This is a genomic window from Pseudomonas benzenivorans, assembly GCF_024397895.1.
GTDB lineage: Bacteria > Pseudomonadota > Gammaproteobacteria > Pseudomonadales > Pseudomonadaceae > Aquipseudomonas > Aquipseudomonas benzenivorans_A.
In genome coordinates this window covers 4,308,460-4,326,556 of the sequence record NZ_CP073346.1, presented here as the reverse complement: position 1 = coordinate 4,326,556, position 18,097 = coordinate 4,308,460, and the positions used below count along the sequence as shown (strand labels likewise).

The 18,097-nt window shown below is 64.0% G+C and carries 9 protein-coding genes; 4 read left to right on the top strand and 5 right to left on the bottom strand.

Annotated features, from left to right (window positions below):
• Nucleotides 1-35 precede the first annotated feature (35 nt).
• From KDW96_RS20250 to recQ, 3 genes are all read right to left on the bottom strand, one after another.
• Complete coding sequence (locus KDW96_RS20250) at nucleotides 36-1,052, bottom strand: DUF2804 domain-containing protein (protein ID WP_255838008.1); 1,017 nt, start codon at nucleotides 1,050-1,052, stop codon at nucleotides 36-38.
• Between the two features lie 108 nt (nucleotides 1,053-1,160).
• Nucleotides 1,161-2,300: a GGDEF domain-containing protein gene (locus KDW96_RS20245; protein WP_255838007.1), complete on the bottom strand. Its 1,140-nt coding sequence runs from the start codon at nucleotides 2,298-2,300 to the stop codon at nucleotides 1,161-1,163.
• Between the two features lie 129 nt (nucleotides 2,301-2,429).
• The gene (recQ, locus tag KDW96_RS20240; protein ID WP_255838006.1) at nucleotides 2,430-4,556 is read right to left on the bottom strand and encodes a DNA helicase RecQ; all 2,127 of its coding nucleotides are present in this window, start codon (nucleotides 4,554-4,556) and stop codon (nucleotides 2,430-2,432) included.
• A 309-nt stretch (nucleotides 4,557-4,865) separates the two neighbouring features.
• On the opposite strand from recQ, the gene KDW96_RS20235 reads away from it, so the two are divergent.
• The 4 genes from KDW96_RS20235 to lapD all read left to right on the top strand — a co-directional run bounded on the left by KDW96_RS20235 (nucleotide 4,866) and on the right by lapD (nucleotide 8,630).
• Nucleotides 4,866-5,453 carry a UPF0149 family protein gene (locus KDW96_RS20235; protein ID WP_255838005.1) on the top strand — a complete coding sequence of 196 codons (588 nt, stop codon included), beginning with the start codon at nucleotides 4,866-4,868 and terminating at the stop codon, nucleotides 5,451-5,453.
• 11 nt (nucleotides 5,454-5,464) lie between these two features.
• Nucleotides 5,465-5,866, top strand: coding sequence for a YbaN family protein (locus KDW96_RS20230; protein ID WP_255838004.1), 402 nt, complete (start codon nucleotides 5,465-5,467; stop codon nucleotides 5,864-5,866).
• A gap of 106 nt (nucleotides 5,867-5,972) precedes the next feature.
• Nucleotides 5,973-6,665 carry a cysteine protease LapG gene (gene lapG / locus KDW96_RS20225; protein WP_255838003.1) on the top strand — a complete coding sequence of 231 codons (693 nt, stop codon included), beginning with the start codon at nucleotides 5,973-5,975 and terminating at the stop codon, nucleotides 6,663-6,665.
• Between the two features lie 9 nt (nucleotides 6,666-6,674).
• A complete protein-coding gene (lapD, locus tag KDW96_RS20220) occupies nucleotides 6,675-8,630 on the top strand; it encodes a cyclic di-GMP receptor LapD (RefSeq protein WP_255838002.1) in 1,956 nt (651 codons plus the stop codon).
• Between the two features lie 5 nt (nucleotides 8,631-8,635).
• Here lapD and KDW96_RS20215 read toward each other — a convergent pair whose 3' ends face one another.
• Both KDW96_RS20215 and KDW96_RS20210 read right to left on the bottom strand, forming a co-directional pair.
• The gene (locus tag KDW96_RS20215; protein WP_255838001.1) at nucleotides 8,636-8,974 is read right to left on the bottom strand and encodes a tryptophan synthase subunit beta; all 339 of its coding nucleotides are present in this window, start codon (nucleotides 8,972-8,974) and stop codon (nucleotides 8,636-8,638) included.
• A 71-nt stretch (nucleotides 8,975-9,045) separates the two neighbouring features.
• Complete coding sequence (locus KDW96_RS20210; protein ID WP_255838000.1) at nucleotides 9,046-18,003, bottom strand: retention module-containing protein; 8,958 nt, start codon at nucleotides 18,001-18,003, stop codon at nucleotides 9,046-9,048.
• Between the last annotated feature and the right edge of the window lie 94 nt (nucleotides 18,004-18,097).

Here is an 18,097-nt window from a genome sequence, read left to right as displayed (position 1 = left end):
AGAACCCTGTTCCGAGGGCAACCCCTACGAAGGGTTCACCACCTCACATACTGATCTTCGACAAAGCCCCACAGATTGGCGACCGGCACCTCGTCACGCCCCGGCGGACGCAGCACGCCGCTGAACTGACCGAATATCTGCTTGAAGTTGCTGGCCAGAATACCCAGGTTCATGCGTTCCTGATGCTGCCCGCGCGCCTCGAACCGCAGCGCCACCTGACCGTCCTGGGAACTGATGCACCAGGGGTGCAACGGCCGCTGTCGGTCGAAGGCGAAGCGCACCGTATCGACCTTGAGCAACTCGCCATCCAGCCAGTAGCAGTTCTCGGTGTAGCTGGTCTCGTTCACCCCGCAGGACAAATTCAGGCCGAGCCGCCGGCCGGCGACCTGGCCCGAGAGACAAGCCCAGTTCCAGTGGGTTTCCGGACGCATGTAGCCGGCCGACCAATCGTGGTGGGCAAAAGCGCCGAGGCGCTGCAGATCGAAGTCACCCAGGCTGCTTCTGACCTCCCCGGCGCAGCGCACCCCGGCCACCTTCTGCGCATAGACCCAGCCGTTCACCGCGGCAGGCGTGCTGATGCACATGGGCTGGAAGCGCGGTTCGTCCTCGGAGAAGCAGGCATCGATCCGGGTTCCGTCGTCCAGCTCGACCAGCAGGCGCTTCTCCTTCGGACTCGGTCGATTTTCCAGGCGCAGCAGGTTGCGGCCGCTGCGCAGTTCGCACAGGCCATCGTCCGGTTGCTGGGAAAAGTGCGTGCCGAAGCCGAATGGCAACTTGAACTGCCGTTCGATCATGCGCCCGCTGGGGGGATGGAACAGGTAGACGAACCCGATGCCGGCCAGGCTCAGGTTGGCCAGGGCGCACCCGACGATCAGCTGCTCGCTGATCAAGCCGAAATACTGAAACTGGTGGAAGCGCCGCCACTTGGCCAGGGCTCCCAGGCGCCGGCCCATGGGCGAGCGAAAATCGAAATCGCGGTAGTTGATCCGCTTAGGCGGCGTAGTGAAGATGCCGTAGTGCGGCTGGCCGTCGTCCTGAATCAAGCGCTCCATCTTGGGTGGCCTCGCGGGAAAGACCAGGGCGATGCTAGCACCCGGGCTGCCGCCGCGGCATTCACCAACCGCGTCAGACCCTGGGGCAAAAGCGGCCAAGCGACCGTGCTAGGCCACGACCTGGTTGCGGCCGAAGGCCTTGGCCTCGTAAAGCGCGCGGTCGGCATGCTCGTACAACTGCGCGAAACCGCCCTCTCCGCCGGGCAAAAAGCAGGCGACACCAATAGACATGGTCAGCATGCTTGCGGTGTCCGAGCGCTCATGCCGAATACCCAGCTGCTCCAGGCTGGATCGCAACACTTCCGCGCGCTGACGCGCCTCTTTATGGCCTATGTCGTAAAGGAGCACGGCGAACTCCTCGCCGCCCAGGCGCACCGCCATATCCAGCGGGCGACGCCCCACTGCTTGCAGCAGGCTGGCGACCTGCTGCAGAACACCGTCGCCGGCCTGATGGCCGTAGCAGTCGTTGTAGGCTTTGAAATGATCGATGTCACAAAGCAGCAACGCCAGGGAGCGCCCCTCACGCTGGGCCTGACGGCGCAGCCGCTCGAACTGACGATTGAAACTGCGGCGGTTGTTCAGCCCAGTCAGACTGTCGTGGTCGGCCAGGATGCGCATCAGGCGACTGATCAAAAAATGTTCGCGCGACTTGAACTCCAGCAGGTAGCAGCCGACGGCGCCGATCAGGTTGCTGAACAGCAGAAACACGCAGTTATTGATCAGCTGCGGCGTCGCCAGACCGGCCCAGAGTTCGGCTGCCACATAACTGAGGAGTACCAGCAAGGCACAGCCGGCCGCTTCGCCCAGACGCAAGCCGATCAGGAAGTAGGCCCCCATGCTGATCAGCAGCAGCCCCTCATAGGGGTACGTCGGGTCGGCCCGATGAGCGATGCCGACCACCAAGGCGGCGCCCACGCCGAGGGCCAGGATGCACAGCAGGCTCAAGGGCAGCGTCAGCCGCAGGCAGTCGCGGCGAAACATCGGCCAGGCACAAATCGCCAACAGGGCAAAGACCACCAGGCGAACGCCGAGCATCCCCCATACTTGCGGACCTTGAACCATCACGAAGTCCAATGCCGCGAACGCCAGCCACAGCACCATGGCAACGCTCAGGGCGATACGCTTGAGCACCAGACTGTCTTGCAGGACATAGACCCGGTACTCGCGTTCGAGCGCGGGTCCGAAGCGCAAGGCGCGAAAGCCCTGGGCAAGCTGCTCGGCATAGGGGCTGGGGTGAACCTCATCCAACCAAGCATCCGGGTGCGCCACCGTTACCTCTACTGGTCAGACTTGCGTGGGCCCTGCGCCTCGGCAGGGTCGTCGATATTACGACGCCAGAAATAAAACGCCTATCCCCCGACACAGCCCCAGGCGACCTCAGACCTCGAACTCGGCCTGCAACGCCGCACGTACGCAGTGCAGCACACCCTCCTCCAGACGCCCGGCGAACAGCGGAAGGATTGCGCCAACCGGCGGCAGCTCGCCTTCACCGTCCAGGAAGGCGTCCTGCAGCTCGCCGAGCAGCTCCTCGGGCAGATCCAGCGCCTGTTCCAGGGACAGTTGCTGCCGACCGATTGCCTCGGCCAGCAGGCTGTAGACGTTCTTCTCGCTGCATTTGAGCTGGCCGGCAATTTGCGTCGGCGTCATCCCGGCGCGCGCCAGGCTGACCAGCTCATGCCGCAGATCGACCACCACCGGCGGCGCTTGCTCCGCGCCGCCCAGCACGTCGAGGAAGGCCTCGCCGTAACGTTCCAGCTTGCGCGCACCGACGCCGCTGACCTGGGCCATTTCCGCCAGGCTGCCGGGCTTGCTGCGCAGCATTTCCAACAGCGTGGCGTCCGGGAATATCACGTAGGGCGGCACCCCATGCTCCTCCGCCAGCTTGCGACGCAAGGCGCGCAACGCCTCCCACTGCTCGCGCTCTTCGCCCCGGACCAGCTGGCTGGCGGCGCTGCTGGAGCCCTTGGCGCTGTGCTGAGGCTTGAGATCGCGGCGCAGCTGCAGGTTCACTTCGCCGCGCAACAAGGGCCGGCAACTATCCGACAGGCGCAGCCCGCCGTAGCCTTCGAGGTCGACGTCGGCCAGGCCGCGCGCCACCAGCTGGCGAAACAGCGAACGCCACTCGCTCTCGCCGAGCGCCTTGCCGACACCGAACACCGTCAGGTGCTGATGACCGAGGCCGCGCACCTTGTCGTTGTCGCGACCGAGCAACAGGTCGACCAGGTGGCCGACGCCATAGCGCTGACCGCTGCGGTAGATCGCCGACAGGGCCTGGCGGGCCGGCTCGGTGGCGTCCCAGGTCTCCGCCGCGTCGGTGCAGGTGTCGCAATGCCCGCACGGCTGCGGCAGTTCCTCGTCGAAGTAGGCCAGCAGCACCTGGCGTCGGCAGCGGGTTTCCTCGCACAGGGCGAGCATGGCGTCGAGCTTGTGCTGCTCGACCCGCTTGTGGCGCTCGTCGCCCTCGGAATTGTTGAGCATCTGCTTGAGAAAGATCACATCCTGCAGGCCATAGGCCATCCAGGCATCCGCTGGCAGACCGTCGCGACCGGCACGACCGGTTTCCTGGTAGTAGGCCTCCAGCGACTTGGGCAGGTCGAGGTGGGCGACAAAACGCACGTTGGGCTTGTCGATGCCCATGCCGAAGGCGATGGTCGCCACCATGATCAGCCCCTCCTCGTTGAGAAAGCGCTTCTGGTGGTAGGCGCGCAGTTCATTGCTCAGCCCGGCGTGGTAGGGCAGCGCCGGGAAGCCCTGCCCGGAGAGGAAGGCGGCGACTTCCTCGACCTTCTTGCGCGACAGGCAGTAGACGATGCCCGCGTCGCCCTTGCGCGCGGCCAGGAACGCCAGCAGCTGCTTGCGTGGCTGCTCCTTGGGCACGATGCGGTAGAAGATATTCGGCCTGTCGAAGCTCGACAGGAAGCGCTCGGCCTGCTGCAGGTGCAGGCGGTTGATGATCTCTTCGCGGGTGCGCATGTCCGCCGTGGCGGTCAGGGCGATGCGCGGCACCTCGGGAAACAGCTCGGCGAGCTGCCCCAATTGCAGGTACTCGGGGCGGAAGTCGTGTCCCCACTGCGACACGCAGTGGGCTTCGTCGATGGCGAACAGGGCGATCTGCAGGCGCTGCAGGAACGCCAGCATGCGCGGCTGGACCAGACGCTCGGGGGCCAGGTAGAGCAGCTTGATTTCGCCGCGCTTGATGCGTTCGGCGATCTCGCGCTGGGCATCGGCGTCCAGGGTGGAGTTCAGCGCCACCGCGGCGACGCCCAATTCGTCGAGGGTGGCGACCTGGTCGTCCATCAAGGCGATCAGCGGCGACACCACCACCGCCAGGCCCTCGCGCAGCAGCGCCGGCACCTGGAAGCACAGCGACTTGCCGCCGCCGGTGGGCATCAGCACCAGGGCATCGCCGCCGCTCGCCACGCGCTCGATGATCGCACCTTGATTCCCCCGGAAGGCATCGTAGCCGAAGATGTCTTTGAGAATGCGCTGGGCCTGTTCGAGCATAGGAACTCCATGTTGGCGGGGCCGAGCCCATCCCTGAACCGACCCCGAGAGCGCCCATCGGCGTGGGCGCGACGCCTTGGCGCCGTGACAAAGCCGCGCATTATACGTCAGCCGCCAGCCACGCAGGTCCACGCCCATCGGCGATACCGAGCGCAGGTCACCGCGACTCCCAAAAGTTTCCCGCGGGGCACCGGGATTGGCCGGTTTCGTAAAAGGCGTGCGGCGAAAAAAAACTGCGGGGCGCGCGCCTATGCAGGGTGATCCGGGCTAAAATTCAGCCTCGTACACTCCTTCAAGGTAGCCCCCACGATGTCCTTTGCCGAGCAACTGTCCCGCCTGCAAGCCTTTCTAGATGCCGATGAGCTGCATGAAGAGGCCCTGGACTACGTGGCTGCCCATGGCTATCTCACTGCCCTGTCGATCTGCGCGGAGCCGATTCCGGAGCGTGAGTGGATCGACGCCCTGTTCGCCGAGCCGCCGCACTATCGCAGTGACGCCGAGCGCGACGAAATCGAAGCGACCTTGCTGCAGCTCAAGGCCCACATCGCCCGGCAACTGGCCAGCGACGATGACCCGGAGATGCCGTGCGAGCTCGACCTGGGCGAGGATCCGGACGATTCCGACCTGCGCGGCTGGTGCATCGGCTTCATGGAAGGGGTATTCCTGCGCGAGGCGACCTGGTTCGAAGACGCCGAAGACGAAGTCAGCGAACTGCTGCTGCCGATCATGGTCGGCTCGGGCCTGTTTGACGAGCAGCCGGAATTTGCCGAAATCGCCCGCGACCAAGACCTGGTCGACAGCATGGTCGAGCAGATCCCCGAACTGCTGACCGCCCTGTTCCTGCTGTGCCATGCCCCGGAAGAGAAGCCGGCCCTGCTCAAGCCGCGCCATCACTAAGCGACTGCGCCATGGCGCATAGCGATATCCGCGAAAGCAACCACCGCAGCGTGCGCTACGCCCTGCTTGCGGTGGGCTGGCTGTGCGTCGTGCTCGGTGTGGTGGGCATCTTCCTGCCGGTGCTGCCGACCACGCCCTTCCTGCTCCTGGCTGCGGCCTGCTTCGTGCGCAGCTCCAAGCGCTTCTACCGCTGGTTGGTCTGCCACCCCCACCTGGGCCCCTGGATTCGCGACTACCTCGAGGGCCAGGGCATCCCGCGCCGGGCCAAGGTCTACGCCCTGGCTCTGATGTGGCTGAGCATCGCCTTCTCCTGCTACCTGGTGCCGCTGCCCTGGGCACGTGCCTTTATGCTCACCAGCGCAGTTCTGGTCAGCCTCTATATCCTCAAGCAGAAGACCCTGCCCAACCCCTGATCTCCGGGCGTTCGATCATCGCCAACTCGCGGCCTGGCCCACGCAAAGACGGCGAAACGCCTCGCCAGCGCCTAGACTAGCTTCATCTTCTGCAGAGGCGCGGCATATGCGGCAACGGCAGCGCATTCAAGGACGGAGCCCGCGCCTGCCCGCGCTGTGGCTTGGCGCCTGCGTGTTGCTTGTCGGGCTCACCAGCGCCCTGGCCAACTGGGACTTCGAGCTCATCCTGCAGAATGCCGAACGCCGCTACGGCGAACTCGGCACCGCCAAACAACGGATTGGAGCCTGGGACGAGTTGATCAAGGCCAGCGGCAATCTGCCGGAAAGGGAAATGCTCAGCGCGGTCAATAGCTTCTTCAACCGCCAGTTGCGGTTCGTCGACGATATCCGCACCTGGCAGCAGGTCGACTACTGGGCCACGCCGATCGAGGCCCTGGTCCAGGGGGCCGGAGACTGCGAGGACTACTCCATCGCCAAGTATTTCACCCTGCGCCGCCTAGGCGTTCCCAGCGACAAGCTGCGCATCACCTACGTCAAGGCGCTGCGTCTGAACCAGGCACACATGGTACTGACCTACTACACAAGCCCTGCTGCCGAACCCCTGGTGCTGGACAACCTGATCAACGAAATCCGCCCGGCCTCCCAACGCAAGGACCTGCTTCCGGTCTACGCCTTCAATGCCGAAGGTCTGTACCTACCGGGCGGCCGCGACAAGAAAGGCGACGCCAAACGGCTTTCTCGCTGGCAGGACCTGCTGGAAAAAATGCGCACTGAAGGCTTCGCCATTGGCGACGGCTAGGAGACCGCCATGTCCCTGCTCAAACAGCTATTTCTCGCCATCTGCCTGTTCCTTATGGTGGCCTTCAGCGGCAGTTTCGTCGTCAGCCTGGAGAGCTCACGGGAGCAGCTGATCAGCCAGCTGCGCGCCCATGCACAAGACGCCGCCACCGCCCTGGGCCTGTCGATGGCGCCCCATGTGGACGACCCGGCCATGCTGGAACTGATGGTCACCTCGATTTTCGACAGCGGCTACTTCACCAGCATCCGCGTGGTCGGCATCCCCGGCGAGCAGGTCATGGTCGAACGGCAGGCGGCCAGCGCTATCGGCGAGGTGCCTACATGGTTCGCCGAACTGGTCGACCTTCGTCCCCAGGCGGGCGACGCCTTGATCATGCGGGGTTGGGAGCAGGCCGCCCGGGTCGAAGTGCTCAGCCACCCCCGATTCGCCCTCGCCAAGCTCTGGAACGGCGCCCTCGGCAGCCTGGCCTGGCTGATGCTTTGCGGCCTTATCAGTGCGATTCTCGGTGGCTGGCTGCTGCGCACCCAGCTGCGCCCGCTGGACACTATGGTGCAGCAGGCCCAGGCGATCACCCGCCGCGAGTTCATCACCCTGCCCAAGGTGCCGCGCACGCCCGAGCTCAAGCGCGTGGTCCTGGCGATGAACCAGATGGTCGACAAGCTCAAGGCGCTGTTCGCGGAAGAGGCTGCGCGCAGTGAACGGCTGCGCGAGGAGGCCTATCAGGACAGCCTCACCGGCCTGGCCAACCGTCGCCTGTTCGAGATTCGCCTGACCAATCAGCTGGACAGCCAGGAACACCACACCGAGGGGTATCTCACCCTGCTGCGGATCAACGACCTGGGCGGACTCAACGAACGCTTTGGCGGCCCGCACGCCGATGCCCTGCTGACGGCCATCGGCGAGCTGCTCAAGCGCCTGCTCGACCGCCCCAATCGCAAGGCCTGGCTGGCCTCGCGAAGCCGCGGCGCCGAGTTCAGCCTGCTGGCACCGGGCCTGAGCGGCGAAGACGCCGAACAACTGGCCTATGAACTCACTGAGGGTTTGGAAAGCTTGCGCGAAACCGGGGCGAGCGACTGCGCGCCGGTGGCCTACATCGGCATCGCCGCCTTCCGCCCGGGCGAAGATGTCGCCCAGGTGCTGGGACGCGCCGATCAGGCCCTGGCCCAGGCCCAGGCGTTCGGCGAGCCTGGCAAGCCTTGGCAACGCCTGGAGTACTCCGAGGGTCAGCCCAACCAGGGCCTGCATGACTGGCGCGAATGGCTCGACGATGCCCTGAGCCAGAACAAGCTGCGCCTCTACCTGCAGCCGGTGGTGGCCTGTGCCGATCGCACCACGATTCTGCACCACAAGGTATTGGCACGGCTGCTGGGACCGCGTGGCGAGACCATCGTGGCGGGCCGTTTCCTGCCCTGGATCGAGCGCCTGGGTTGGGCCGCGCGCTTCGACCTGGTCATGCTCAAGCACTGCCTCGCCCACCTCAGCCGCCACGCGCATCCGGTGGCGCTCAGCCTTTCGGCCACCACCCTGCGCGAACCCGAGAACTTCTCGCGTCTGCTGGCCGTCCTCAAGCAACACCCCCAACAAGCCGAACTGCTCACCCTCGAAGTCGACGAACACCATCTGCCACCGCCACCGGAACTGGAAGCTCTGAGCCAGGCTGTGCGCGATGCCGGCTGCCGCCTGGGGCTGCAGCACTTCGGCGGTCATTTCAGCCTGATCGGCAACCTGACCCACCTCGGCCTGGCCTACCTGAAGATCGACGGCAGCTATATCCGCGCCATCGACCGGGAAAGTGACAAGCGCCTGTTCATCGAGGCAATCTTCCGCGCCACCAACAGCATCGACCTGCCGTTGCTGGCCGAGATGGTAGAGACCGAAGGCGAACTGGAAGTACTAGAAGAGATGGGCATCGACGGCGCCATGGGCCGCCTTATCGGACTACCAGCGCCCTGGCAGACGCCATAGAGACCTCATCGCAGCGGCGGCTCGTCACCGCCGAGCAAGCTGCCGAGACCCTCGAGTTCGGCCCGGGTTTCCGCACGCTGGCTCAGCTTACGCCGCGCCGCCTCCGGCAGGTCCGTGTAACGAATGACACCGCGACTGACCAGCGCCGAGACCACATCCTCCAGCACGCGGATCATCTCCAGGTCGGACTGCTGCAGCGCCACCAGGCGATTGTTCAACGCATGACTGGCGAGCCAGGCCTGCACTTCCGGATCGTCCGCCGGCATGCTTTGGCTCATGCTGTCGAACGGCTCCTGCTCCACTCGCAAGATCCGCCGTCGCTCATCGCGCTGTACGTAGACCATGGATGCCTCCTGCTACTGCTCAAAAGAAGGCCCGCCACCCTGGGGTGGCGGGCCGGCTCTATGCCTGCAGATTAGACCGTATCGACCTTCAACGTACCGTCGGCGAGCATATTGAGGATTACATCGGCCTCTGACCCCACCGAATAACTGGCGAACAAGTTGACGTCCTGCAGCACTATCGTCTGGTCTGGCGTCGCGAAATTCCCACCACCCGATGCATCGACCTTGATAACCGTGTCGAGCGCCGCCGTCCCTACCAGCGAATCGGTAGATATATCGATGTAACTCAGCAGATTACCGAGATCCCCCGCCGAGCCGTTTTCACCCACCAGCAACTGCGACAGATCCAGTCGATCGCCTCCGGAATTGAAGCCCTTGGCGAAGTCCGTGACGGTATCGGTTCCGGTTTCCCCTAGCAGCCACTTGAACGTGTCAGCGCCTCCGCCGCCGGTCAGCGTGTCGTTGCCCAGGCCCCCAATCAGCACATCGTCGCCCTCACCGCCGATCAGGGTGTCGTTGCCGGTACTGCCAAGCAGCACCTCGTCCGCGGCAGTGCCATTCAAGGTAAAGCCGGCGGCCGGAGAACCAGTTCCTTCCACGGATACGCTAAAGCTGGTGGTAGGAATCGCATCGCCGTCGCCATCCGTTGCATCCAGGTTGAAACTCAGGTTGGCATCGTCTGGGAATATTTCCTCGGTGACCGTGATCGACAAGAGGCGGTATGAGTCCCCACTTGCAGCTCCGAGACGAATTTCGTCGAAGCCGTTGGCCAATATGTCGGCTGGGTCGTTGGGATTGTCATAGGTCATCGTGGAGCCAGCGATTGGGTCCAGGATATCGAACACCGTGGTAGTGCTCTGACCTGTTCCAGGTGGAGGGGTCCACGTACCCGAGGCGATCAACACGCCGGCACTGAATACTGCCCAAGTCAGCGAGTCCACGTGAGGACCACTGTTTCTAAGGTTATTCAGGGTAAAGCGGGTATTTACGACGTTCGTATTGAAAGCCACCTTCAATAGCTCGCCGCTATCAACATGATTGTTGTCGATGCCCAAGCCCGGCGTAGACGAGTTGATGCCCCCGGTGGCTGGACTGGAGGCCAACTCGGTGAAGGTCGCCGTCACCCCATTGATCGGCAAGACCAACGTAGGTACTGGACCTCCCGGGGTGAGCCCAATCAGAGACTTCGTCGTCTCCATCGTGGGACTAGGCGTCACCAGATTGAAGTCGTAGGTGCCGTCGACATTCATCGTCAGGATGAAGAAGGTTTCGCCACTGCCGTTGATGGTCGCAGTCAGTACCGAGGAGCCGTCCGGGTTATCCACCGTGTTGTAATTGATGTGCGCATTGGGTGCGACACCAGACAGGTGGAAGGCGCCGAAACCGTCGCCACCAAAGTCGATGTCCGCAACGCCATGCAGGGTTCCGGCAAAGTTCCCCATAATGCCGTCTTGAATACCGTGGACTACCGGCACATCGTCCTCGATATGCACCAGGAAACCGCCAGCCAGTGCCAGTGGGTCGCTGCCATCACTCGCCTGAAGGATGCTGGCGAAGTTGAAGGTCAGCAGTTCGTTGTCATCACTGTTATTCAGTGGATGATCGAGAGGCCCTAGCAGATTGAAGGTGTAATCGCCGTTGGCTTGCACCTGCAAGGTGTAGATCACGGCGCCGCCTGGCCCCGCCGTTGCAGTCAGGGTGTCGCCAGATACCGAGTAGACCAACGCCACACCCGCGGACGTCGCCATCGCCAAGCCACTGGTGTCAGTGGACAGGGAGAACTGTGCTGTAGTTGCCGGCGGACCTACAAGCAAGTCGACCAAGCTGCCTGCAGCAACCGTGTTGACCGCATCGAGATCGGTGATTCCCCCAGGCAGCTCATCTTCATCGACCCGTGCGACCACCGGGCTTTGGTCTTCCACATAGACGGTCAAGGTGGCGTTGGCCGGATCACCATCGTTGTCGACAATGGTGTAGTTGAAGGCCTCGACCTTGTCGCCGTTGATGCCGGAAGGCGCCTGGTAAATCCAGGCTCCCGTGGCAAAGTTGAAGGACAGCTTGCCACCTTGCGCCGTGGTGATATCACTCAGCTGACTGCCCGCGATATTCGGCCCGCTACTGGCGACGATGGTGCCCACGCCATCCCATGTATAGGTGATGCCATTGATTTCGATGGACTGTATGTAGCCAGGGCCATCGGCGCCGAAGGCGTCGTCGTCACCGCCACCGACCGCATTGTCGTTGCCGAGCAGCACGTTGCCGGACACCACATCACCGAGCACCTGCCCGACCAAGGTATCGATCAGGTCATCGAAGTCGCCGACCAGGATAGGTGCCCCTTCGCCATCCACGTCGATATCCTGCAGGCGCGCCAGGCTGATGCCATTACCGACGCCGATCGAGGTGACGCTGATGCCGTTGTCGTTGACGAAGCTATTCCATGCGGTGGCCACCGGTGTAGTCAGCGAGGTGCCTCCCGGCCCGGTCTGCTGATTCGGATTGCCATCGCTGATGAAGAACACCTGATTGCTCCAGCCCGGAATCGGGCTATAGGCGCCCATGGTTTCGATGATCGCGTCGGTAAAGTCCGTCTGACCATTGAACGGACGTGTCCCCCCCTCAGCAGGATTGAGGCTGGCGATCAAGCTGTTCAGAGAAGCGAAATCCGTGACTTGTGCGTAAGAGGTCGCCGTCGCCGAGAAGGCGACCAGCTTGATGTTCACCGCTCCGGGAGTTCCGTTGAACAGCGCCTGCCCAGCTGCCCGCACCGCCTGCAACATCTGGTTCAACTCGGCGTCATTAATGCTGCCGCTGAAGTCCAGGACGAAGGCCACATTGAAGTCCTTACTCTGCCCTGCCAGCACGCTTGCGCTGTCATTCTGCGCCAGCGGCACATCGTCCTCGACGTCGATGGTGAAGCTGCCCGCCTCGAAGCCGCCGACTGGGTCACCGTCGCCGTCGGTGGCAGTCAACACGCCGGAGAAATCGATCGGCAAGCCGAGCAACTGACCGTCATCGGTACTGCCAGGTTGAGGATGATCCAACGGTCCTTGCAGACTGAAGCTGTAGCTGCCGTCCGCATTGACCTGCAGGGTGAAGATGGTTTGAGCGCCCGCGCTTGCCGTCAGCAGGTTGCCCACCACGCTATAGCTCAGGGGTGTCCCATCAGAGGTCAGGCCTTGCGCCACCATGGAGTTGATGGCCGCCGGGCTGTCGGACAAGCCGAAGTCGCCGGGCCCATCGGCGCCAAAATTGACCAACGCATTGAGGGTACCTGCACCGCCAGACGCAGTCGTGGACTGGCCGCCTTCATCGTTGCCCTCATGCGGCGCCCCATCCACCAGGGTCAGGGCATCTTCGTGCACAGTCCCGGACACAGTAGGCCGCTGACCATAGCTACCCGACTGTACCGGCCCATCATCCTCGAAGCGGAACACCCCGGCCGCGCCCAGGTCGATCGACACGCTGTCGCTGTCACCGTCGCCATCGGTCAGGGTCTGCACCAGTTTCAGTACACCGGCATCGAGCAACAGGGTCTGCGCATCGTCATGGTCAGCGGTGTCGCTGTGCCAGATGTTGTCCAGCAGCTGCAGGGTCACCGCACCCGTCGCCGGGTCGATGGTCAGGGTGAAGTAGTCATCCAGGCCCACGCTGCCGGTGATCACATGGCCCGACTGATTGAGCACGATCTCCGCACCCTTCCCGTCCGGTGCGCTCGCGTCCACCGCGAACAAGCCGCTGGGCACATCACTGCCCGTCAACATCAGGCTATAGGCCGTCGTGCCAGGGCCATCGGCGCCATAGGCACTATCGAATTGCGCCTGCACCAGCGCGCCACTCAGCACCGCCATGGCGATGCCATCACCGCCCACGCCGCCAAAGGCCGGCAGGCTCTCGTCCACTTTTGCCTTGCCCAGCTCAGGGGCATATTCATTCAGGCTGGCATCCGGGCCGTCGTCCTCGAAGCGGAACACCCCGGCCGCGCCAAGGTCGATCGACACGCTGTCGCTGTCACCGTCGCCATCGGTCAGGGTCTGCACCAGTTTCAGTACACCGGCATCGAGCAACAGGGTCTGCGCATCGTCATGGTCAGCGGTGTCGCTGTGCCAGATGTTGTCCAGCAACTGCAGGGTCACCGCACCCGTCGCCGGGTCGATGGTCAGGGTGAAGTAGTCATCTACGCCCACGCTGCCGGTGATCACGTTGCCCACCTGACTCAGCAGGATCTGCGCGCCCTTGCCGTCCGGTGCGCTCGCGTCCACCGCGAACAAGCCGCTGGGCACATCACTGCCCGTCAACATCAGGCTATAGGCCGTCGTGCCAGGGCCATCGGCGCCATAGGCGCTGTCGAACTGCGCCTGCACCACGGCCGCACTCAGCATCGCCATGGCGATGCCGTCACCGCCCACGCCGCCAAAGGCCGGCAGGCTCTCGTCCACTTCTGCCTTGCCCAGCTCAGGGGCATATTCATTCAGGCTGGCATCCGGGCCGTCGTCCTCGAAGCGGAACACCCCGGCCGCGCCCAGGTCGATCGACACGCTGTCGCTGTCACCGTCACCATCGGTCAGGGTCTGCACCAGCTCCAGCACACCGGCATCGAGCAACAGGGTCTGCGCATCGTCATGGTCTGCGGTGTCGCTGTGCCAGATGTTGTCCAGCAGCTGCAGGGTCACCTCGCCCGTCGCCGGGTCGATGGTCAGGGTGAAGTAGTCCGCCGCGCCCACGCTGCCGGTGATCACGTTGCCCACCTGACTCAGCAGGATCTGCGCCCCCTTGCCATCCGGCGCGCTCGGGTCCACCGCGAACAGCCCGCTGGGCACGCCATTACCGTCCAGCGCCAGGCTATAGCTGGTCGTCCCGGGACCATCGGCGCCGTAGGAACTGTCGAACTGCGCCTGCACCAGCGCGCCACTCAGCACCGCCATGGCGATGCCATCACCGCCCACGCCGCCAAAGGCCGGCAGGCTCTCGTCCACTTCTGCCTTGCCCAGATCGGGGGCATCTTTGTTCAAGCTGGCATCCGGGCCGTCGTCCTCGAAGCGGAACACTCCGGCCGCACCCAGGTCGATCGACACACTGTCGCTGTCACCGTCGCCATCGGTCAGGGTCTGCACCAGTTTCAGTACACCGGCATCGAGCAACAGGGTCTGCGCATCGTCATGGTCAGCGGTGTCGCTGTGCCAGATGTTGTCCAGCAGCTGCAGGGTCACCGCACCCGTCGCCGGGTCGATGGTCAGGGTGAAGTAGTCATCCAGGCCCACGCTGCCGGTGATCACATGGCCCGACTGATTGAGCAGGATCTGCGCACCCTTGCCGTCCGGCGCGCTCGCGTCCACCGCGAACAGCCCGCTGGGCACATCACTGCCCGTCAACATCAGGCTATAGGCCGTCGTGCCAGGGCCATCGGCGCCATAGGCACTGTCGAATTGCGCCTGCACCACGGCCGCACTCAGCATCGCCATGGCGATGCCATCAACGCCCTCGCCACCGAAGGCCGGCAGGCTCTCGTCCACTTTTACCTTGCCCAAGTCAGGGGCTTGATCACTCAGACGGGCCACCGGCACATCGTCCTCGACATCGATGGTGAAGCTGCCGGCCGGGAAACCGCCCACCAGCGGGTCGCCGTCACCGTCGGTGGCAGTCAGTACGCCGGAGAAGTCGATGCCCAGGCCCGCCAGGGTCTCGCCGTCATTGCCGTCCATCAGCGGATGGTCGATCGGCCCCAACAGGGTGAACTGGTAGCTGCCGTCGGCATTCACCACCAGGGTGAACACGTCATAGCCGCTGACGCTGGCGGTCAGGGTACTGCCCACCAACGCGTAGCTCAGCGCCTCGCCACCGGAAGTCAGGTTCTGAGCGCTTAGAGCGCTGAGGTCTGCAGACAAGCCGAAGCTGCCCGGACCGTCGGCACCGAAGTTGACCAGCGCGTGCAAAGCCCCGGCCGCACCACTGGCCGTCAGTACCTGGCCACCCTCGCTGTTGCCCTGGTGCGGGCTTTGCAGCGGGTCTTCATGCACCAACTGGTTGATCGTCGGCCGCTGCTCGCCAACCACCGCCACCGGCACGTCATCCTCGACATTGATGGTGAAGCTGCCCGCCGGCAAGCCACCTACCAGCGGGTCGCCGTCACCGTCGGTGGCAGTCAGTACGCCGGAGAAGTCGATACCCAGGCCCGCCAGGGTCTCGCCATCATTGCCGTCCATCAGCGGATGGTCGATTGGCCCCAACAAGGTGAACTGGTAACTACCATCGCCATTCACCACCAGGGTGAACACGTCATAGCCGCTGACGCTGGCGGTCAGGGTACTGCCCGCCAGCGAGTAGCTCAGCGCCTCGCCACCGGAAGTCAGGCTCTGAGCGCTTAGAGCGCTGAGGTCTGCAGACAAGCCGAAGCTGCCCGGACCATCGGCCCCGAAGTTGACCAGCGCGTGCAAAGCCCCGGCGGCACCACTGGCCGTCAGTACCTGGCCACCCTCGCTGTTGCCCTGATGCGGGCTTAGTAGCGGATCTTCGTGGACCAACTGGTTGATGGTCGGCTGCTCTTCACCGCCGGCCGCCACCGGCACATCATCCTCGACATCGATGGTGAAGCTGCCGGCCGGGAAACCGCCCACCAGCGGGTCGCCGTCACCGTCGGTGGCAGTCAGTACGCCGGAGAAGTCGATGCCCAGGCCCGCCAGGGTCTCGCCGTCATTGCCGTCCATCAGCGGATGGTCGATTGGCCCCAACAAGGTGAACTGGTAACTACCATCGCCATTCACCACCAGGGTGAACACGTCATAGCCGCTGACGCTGGCGGTCAGGGTACTGCCCACCAGCGAGTAGCTCAGCGCCTCGCCACCGGAAGTCAGGCTCTGAGCGCTTAGAGAGCTGAGGTCTGCAGACAAGCCAAAGTTGCCCGGACCGTCGGCCCCGAAGTTGACCAGCGCGTGCAAAGCCCCGGCCGCACCACTGGCCGTCAGCACCTGGCCACCCTCGCTGTTGCCCTGGTGCGGGCTTTGCAGCGGGTCTTCATGCACCAGCTGGTTAATGGTCGGCCGCTGTTCGCCAACCACCGCCACCGGCACGTCGTCCTCGACATCGATGGTGAAGCTGCCGGCCGGCAAGCCACCTACCAGCGGATCGCCGTCACCGTCGGTGGCAGTCAGTACGCCGGAGAAGTCGATGCCCAGGCCCGCCAGGGTCTCGCCGTCATTGCCGTCCATCAGCGGATGGTCGATCGGCCCCATCAGGTTGAACTGGTAGCTGCCGTCGGCATTCACCACCAGGGTGAACACGTCATAGCCGCTGACGCTGGCGGTCAGGGTACTGCCCACCAGCGAGTAGCTCAGCGCCTCGCCACCGGAAGTCAGGCTCTGAGCGCTTAGAGAGCTGAGGTCTGCAGACAAGCCAAAGTTGCCCGGACCGTCGGCCCCGAAGTTGACCAGCGCGTGCAAAGCCCCGGCCGCACCACTGGCCGTCAGCACCTGGCCACCCTCGCTGTTGCCCTGGTGCGGGTTTAGCAGCGGGTCTTCATGCACCAGCTGGTTAATGGTCGGCCGCTGTTCGCCAACCACCGCCACCGGCACGTCGTCCTCGACATTGACGACAAAGCTGCCGCTGTTGAATGCACCGACCGAGTCACCATCACCATCGGTGGCGGTAAGCAGAGCGGAGAAGTCGATTGGCAGACTCAGCAACTCATCGTCGTTGCCGTCGGCCACGGGATGGTCCAGCGGGCCGACCAGGGTGAAGGTATAACTGCCGTCGCTATTCACCTGCAGCGTGAATACCGTGGTCGCGCCGGCCGAAGCAGTCAGCAGGTTGCCGGCCACGCTGTAGGACAGGGCCGTACCGCCCGATGTCAGGCCTTGTGCTGAGAGGGAGGACAACGCCGCGGGGCTGACCGAGAGGCCAAAGCTGCCCGGACCATCCGCACCGAAGTTGACCAGGGCATGCAAGGCGCCAACAGCCCCCGAGGCGACGTTCGTCACGCCATCACCATCGCTGACACCGCCAGTAACCTCGTCTTCGTCTACGAACGTTAAAACCACTGCCCCCTCACCCTCGGCGAGGCTAGGACCGTCGTCATTGACCAGCACATCGAGTGACACAGTCGGCGACACATCGCCATCCAGGTCGAACACCCGCACCTGAAAGCTCTCGCCAACCTGGTCCGCCGCGCCGGTCGCGTTCGGATTACTGTGATCCAGCGTGTTGGCGGTAAGCGTATAAGTCCAGTTGCCCGCGGCATCCACGGTCAGAATGCCGTACTGCCCCTGGACCACACCGCCATTGGTGACATCGATCCAGATGCCATTGAAGTCGAGGACCTCCAGCGCGGACACGCCATCTGGCGAGGTGACGATGAACCTTCCGGAGGATTGCTCGGCATTGCTTGAGGGATTGGTGCCAGTGCTCAGCGCTTGCTCATCGACCTGTGCAGGGCCAGTGACGACCGAACCCTCGAAGTCCTGATACTCGACCTCTATTTCCGGGGTGGAATCGATGGCGGGCGGCGTTTCGTCCTCTGCGACAAAGGGCTCAGGATCTGGGAACTCAGGCCCTGCACTGAGGCCCTCGGTCGGAAAGCCGATGATCGGCTCGAGCGCGCCTGCCGTTTCACCCAGCAGGACGAAGCTGTGTCCGCCGCCGCCACCAGCGCCTGCACCACCTCCTGCGCCTGGACCTGCTGCAGGCGCCTCGGCGGTCAGGGTCGGGTCCTCACCGGCTTCGATGGCAGCTTGCAGCTGCTCGACATCGGTCAGGTCATCTGGGCTGGGTACATCGGAGATTGCCTGCTGTGCAGGCGCCGAACCTTCGGGGGACTGGACCAGCAACTGCTCGCTGAGGTTCAGGTTGCTGTCACGCCCGAGGGTCAGTTGCTGACCATTGCGCAGATCCAACGCCACGGCGCCTGCGACGCCGGTGACCAGTTGCTCGCCGGCATAGACGCGATCGCCCTCGGTAAGGAGCCGCCGCGATCCATCGCCCGCCACCGCATAGACCTCGCCGATAACCTGACTGACGACCCCGATCAAAGTAGCCATGATTCCATCCTCACTGCAGCTGCCGACCTTCGCCGACTCGACTCAAAAAGGGCCGAAACACCTTTCCGAACATGGAGCGCGTCCAAGCAGCAAC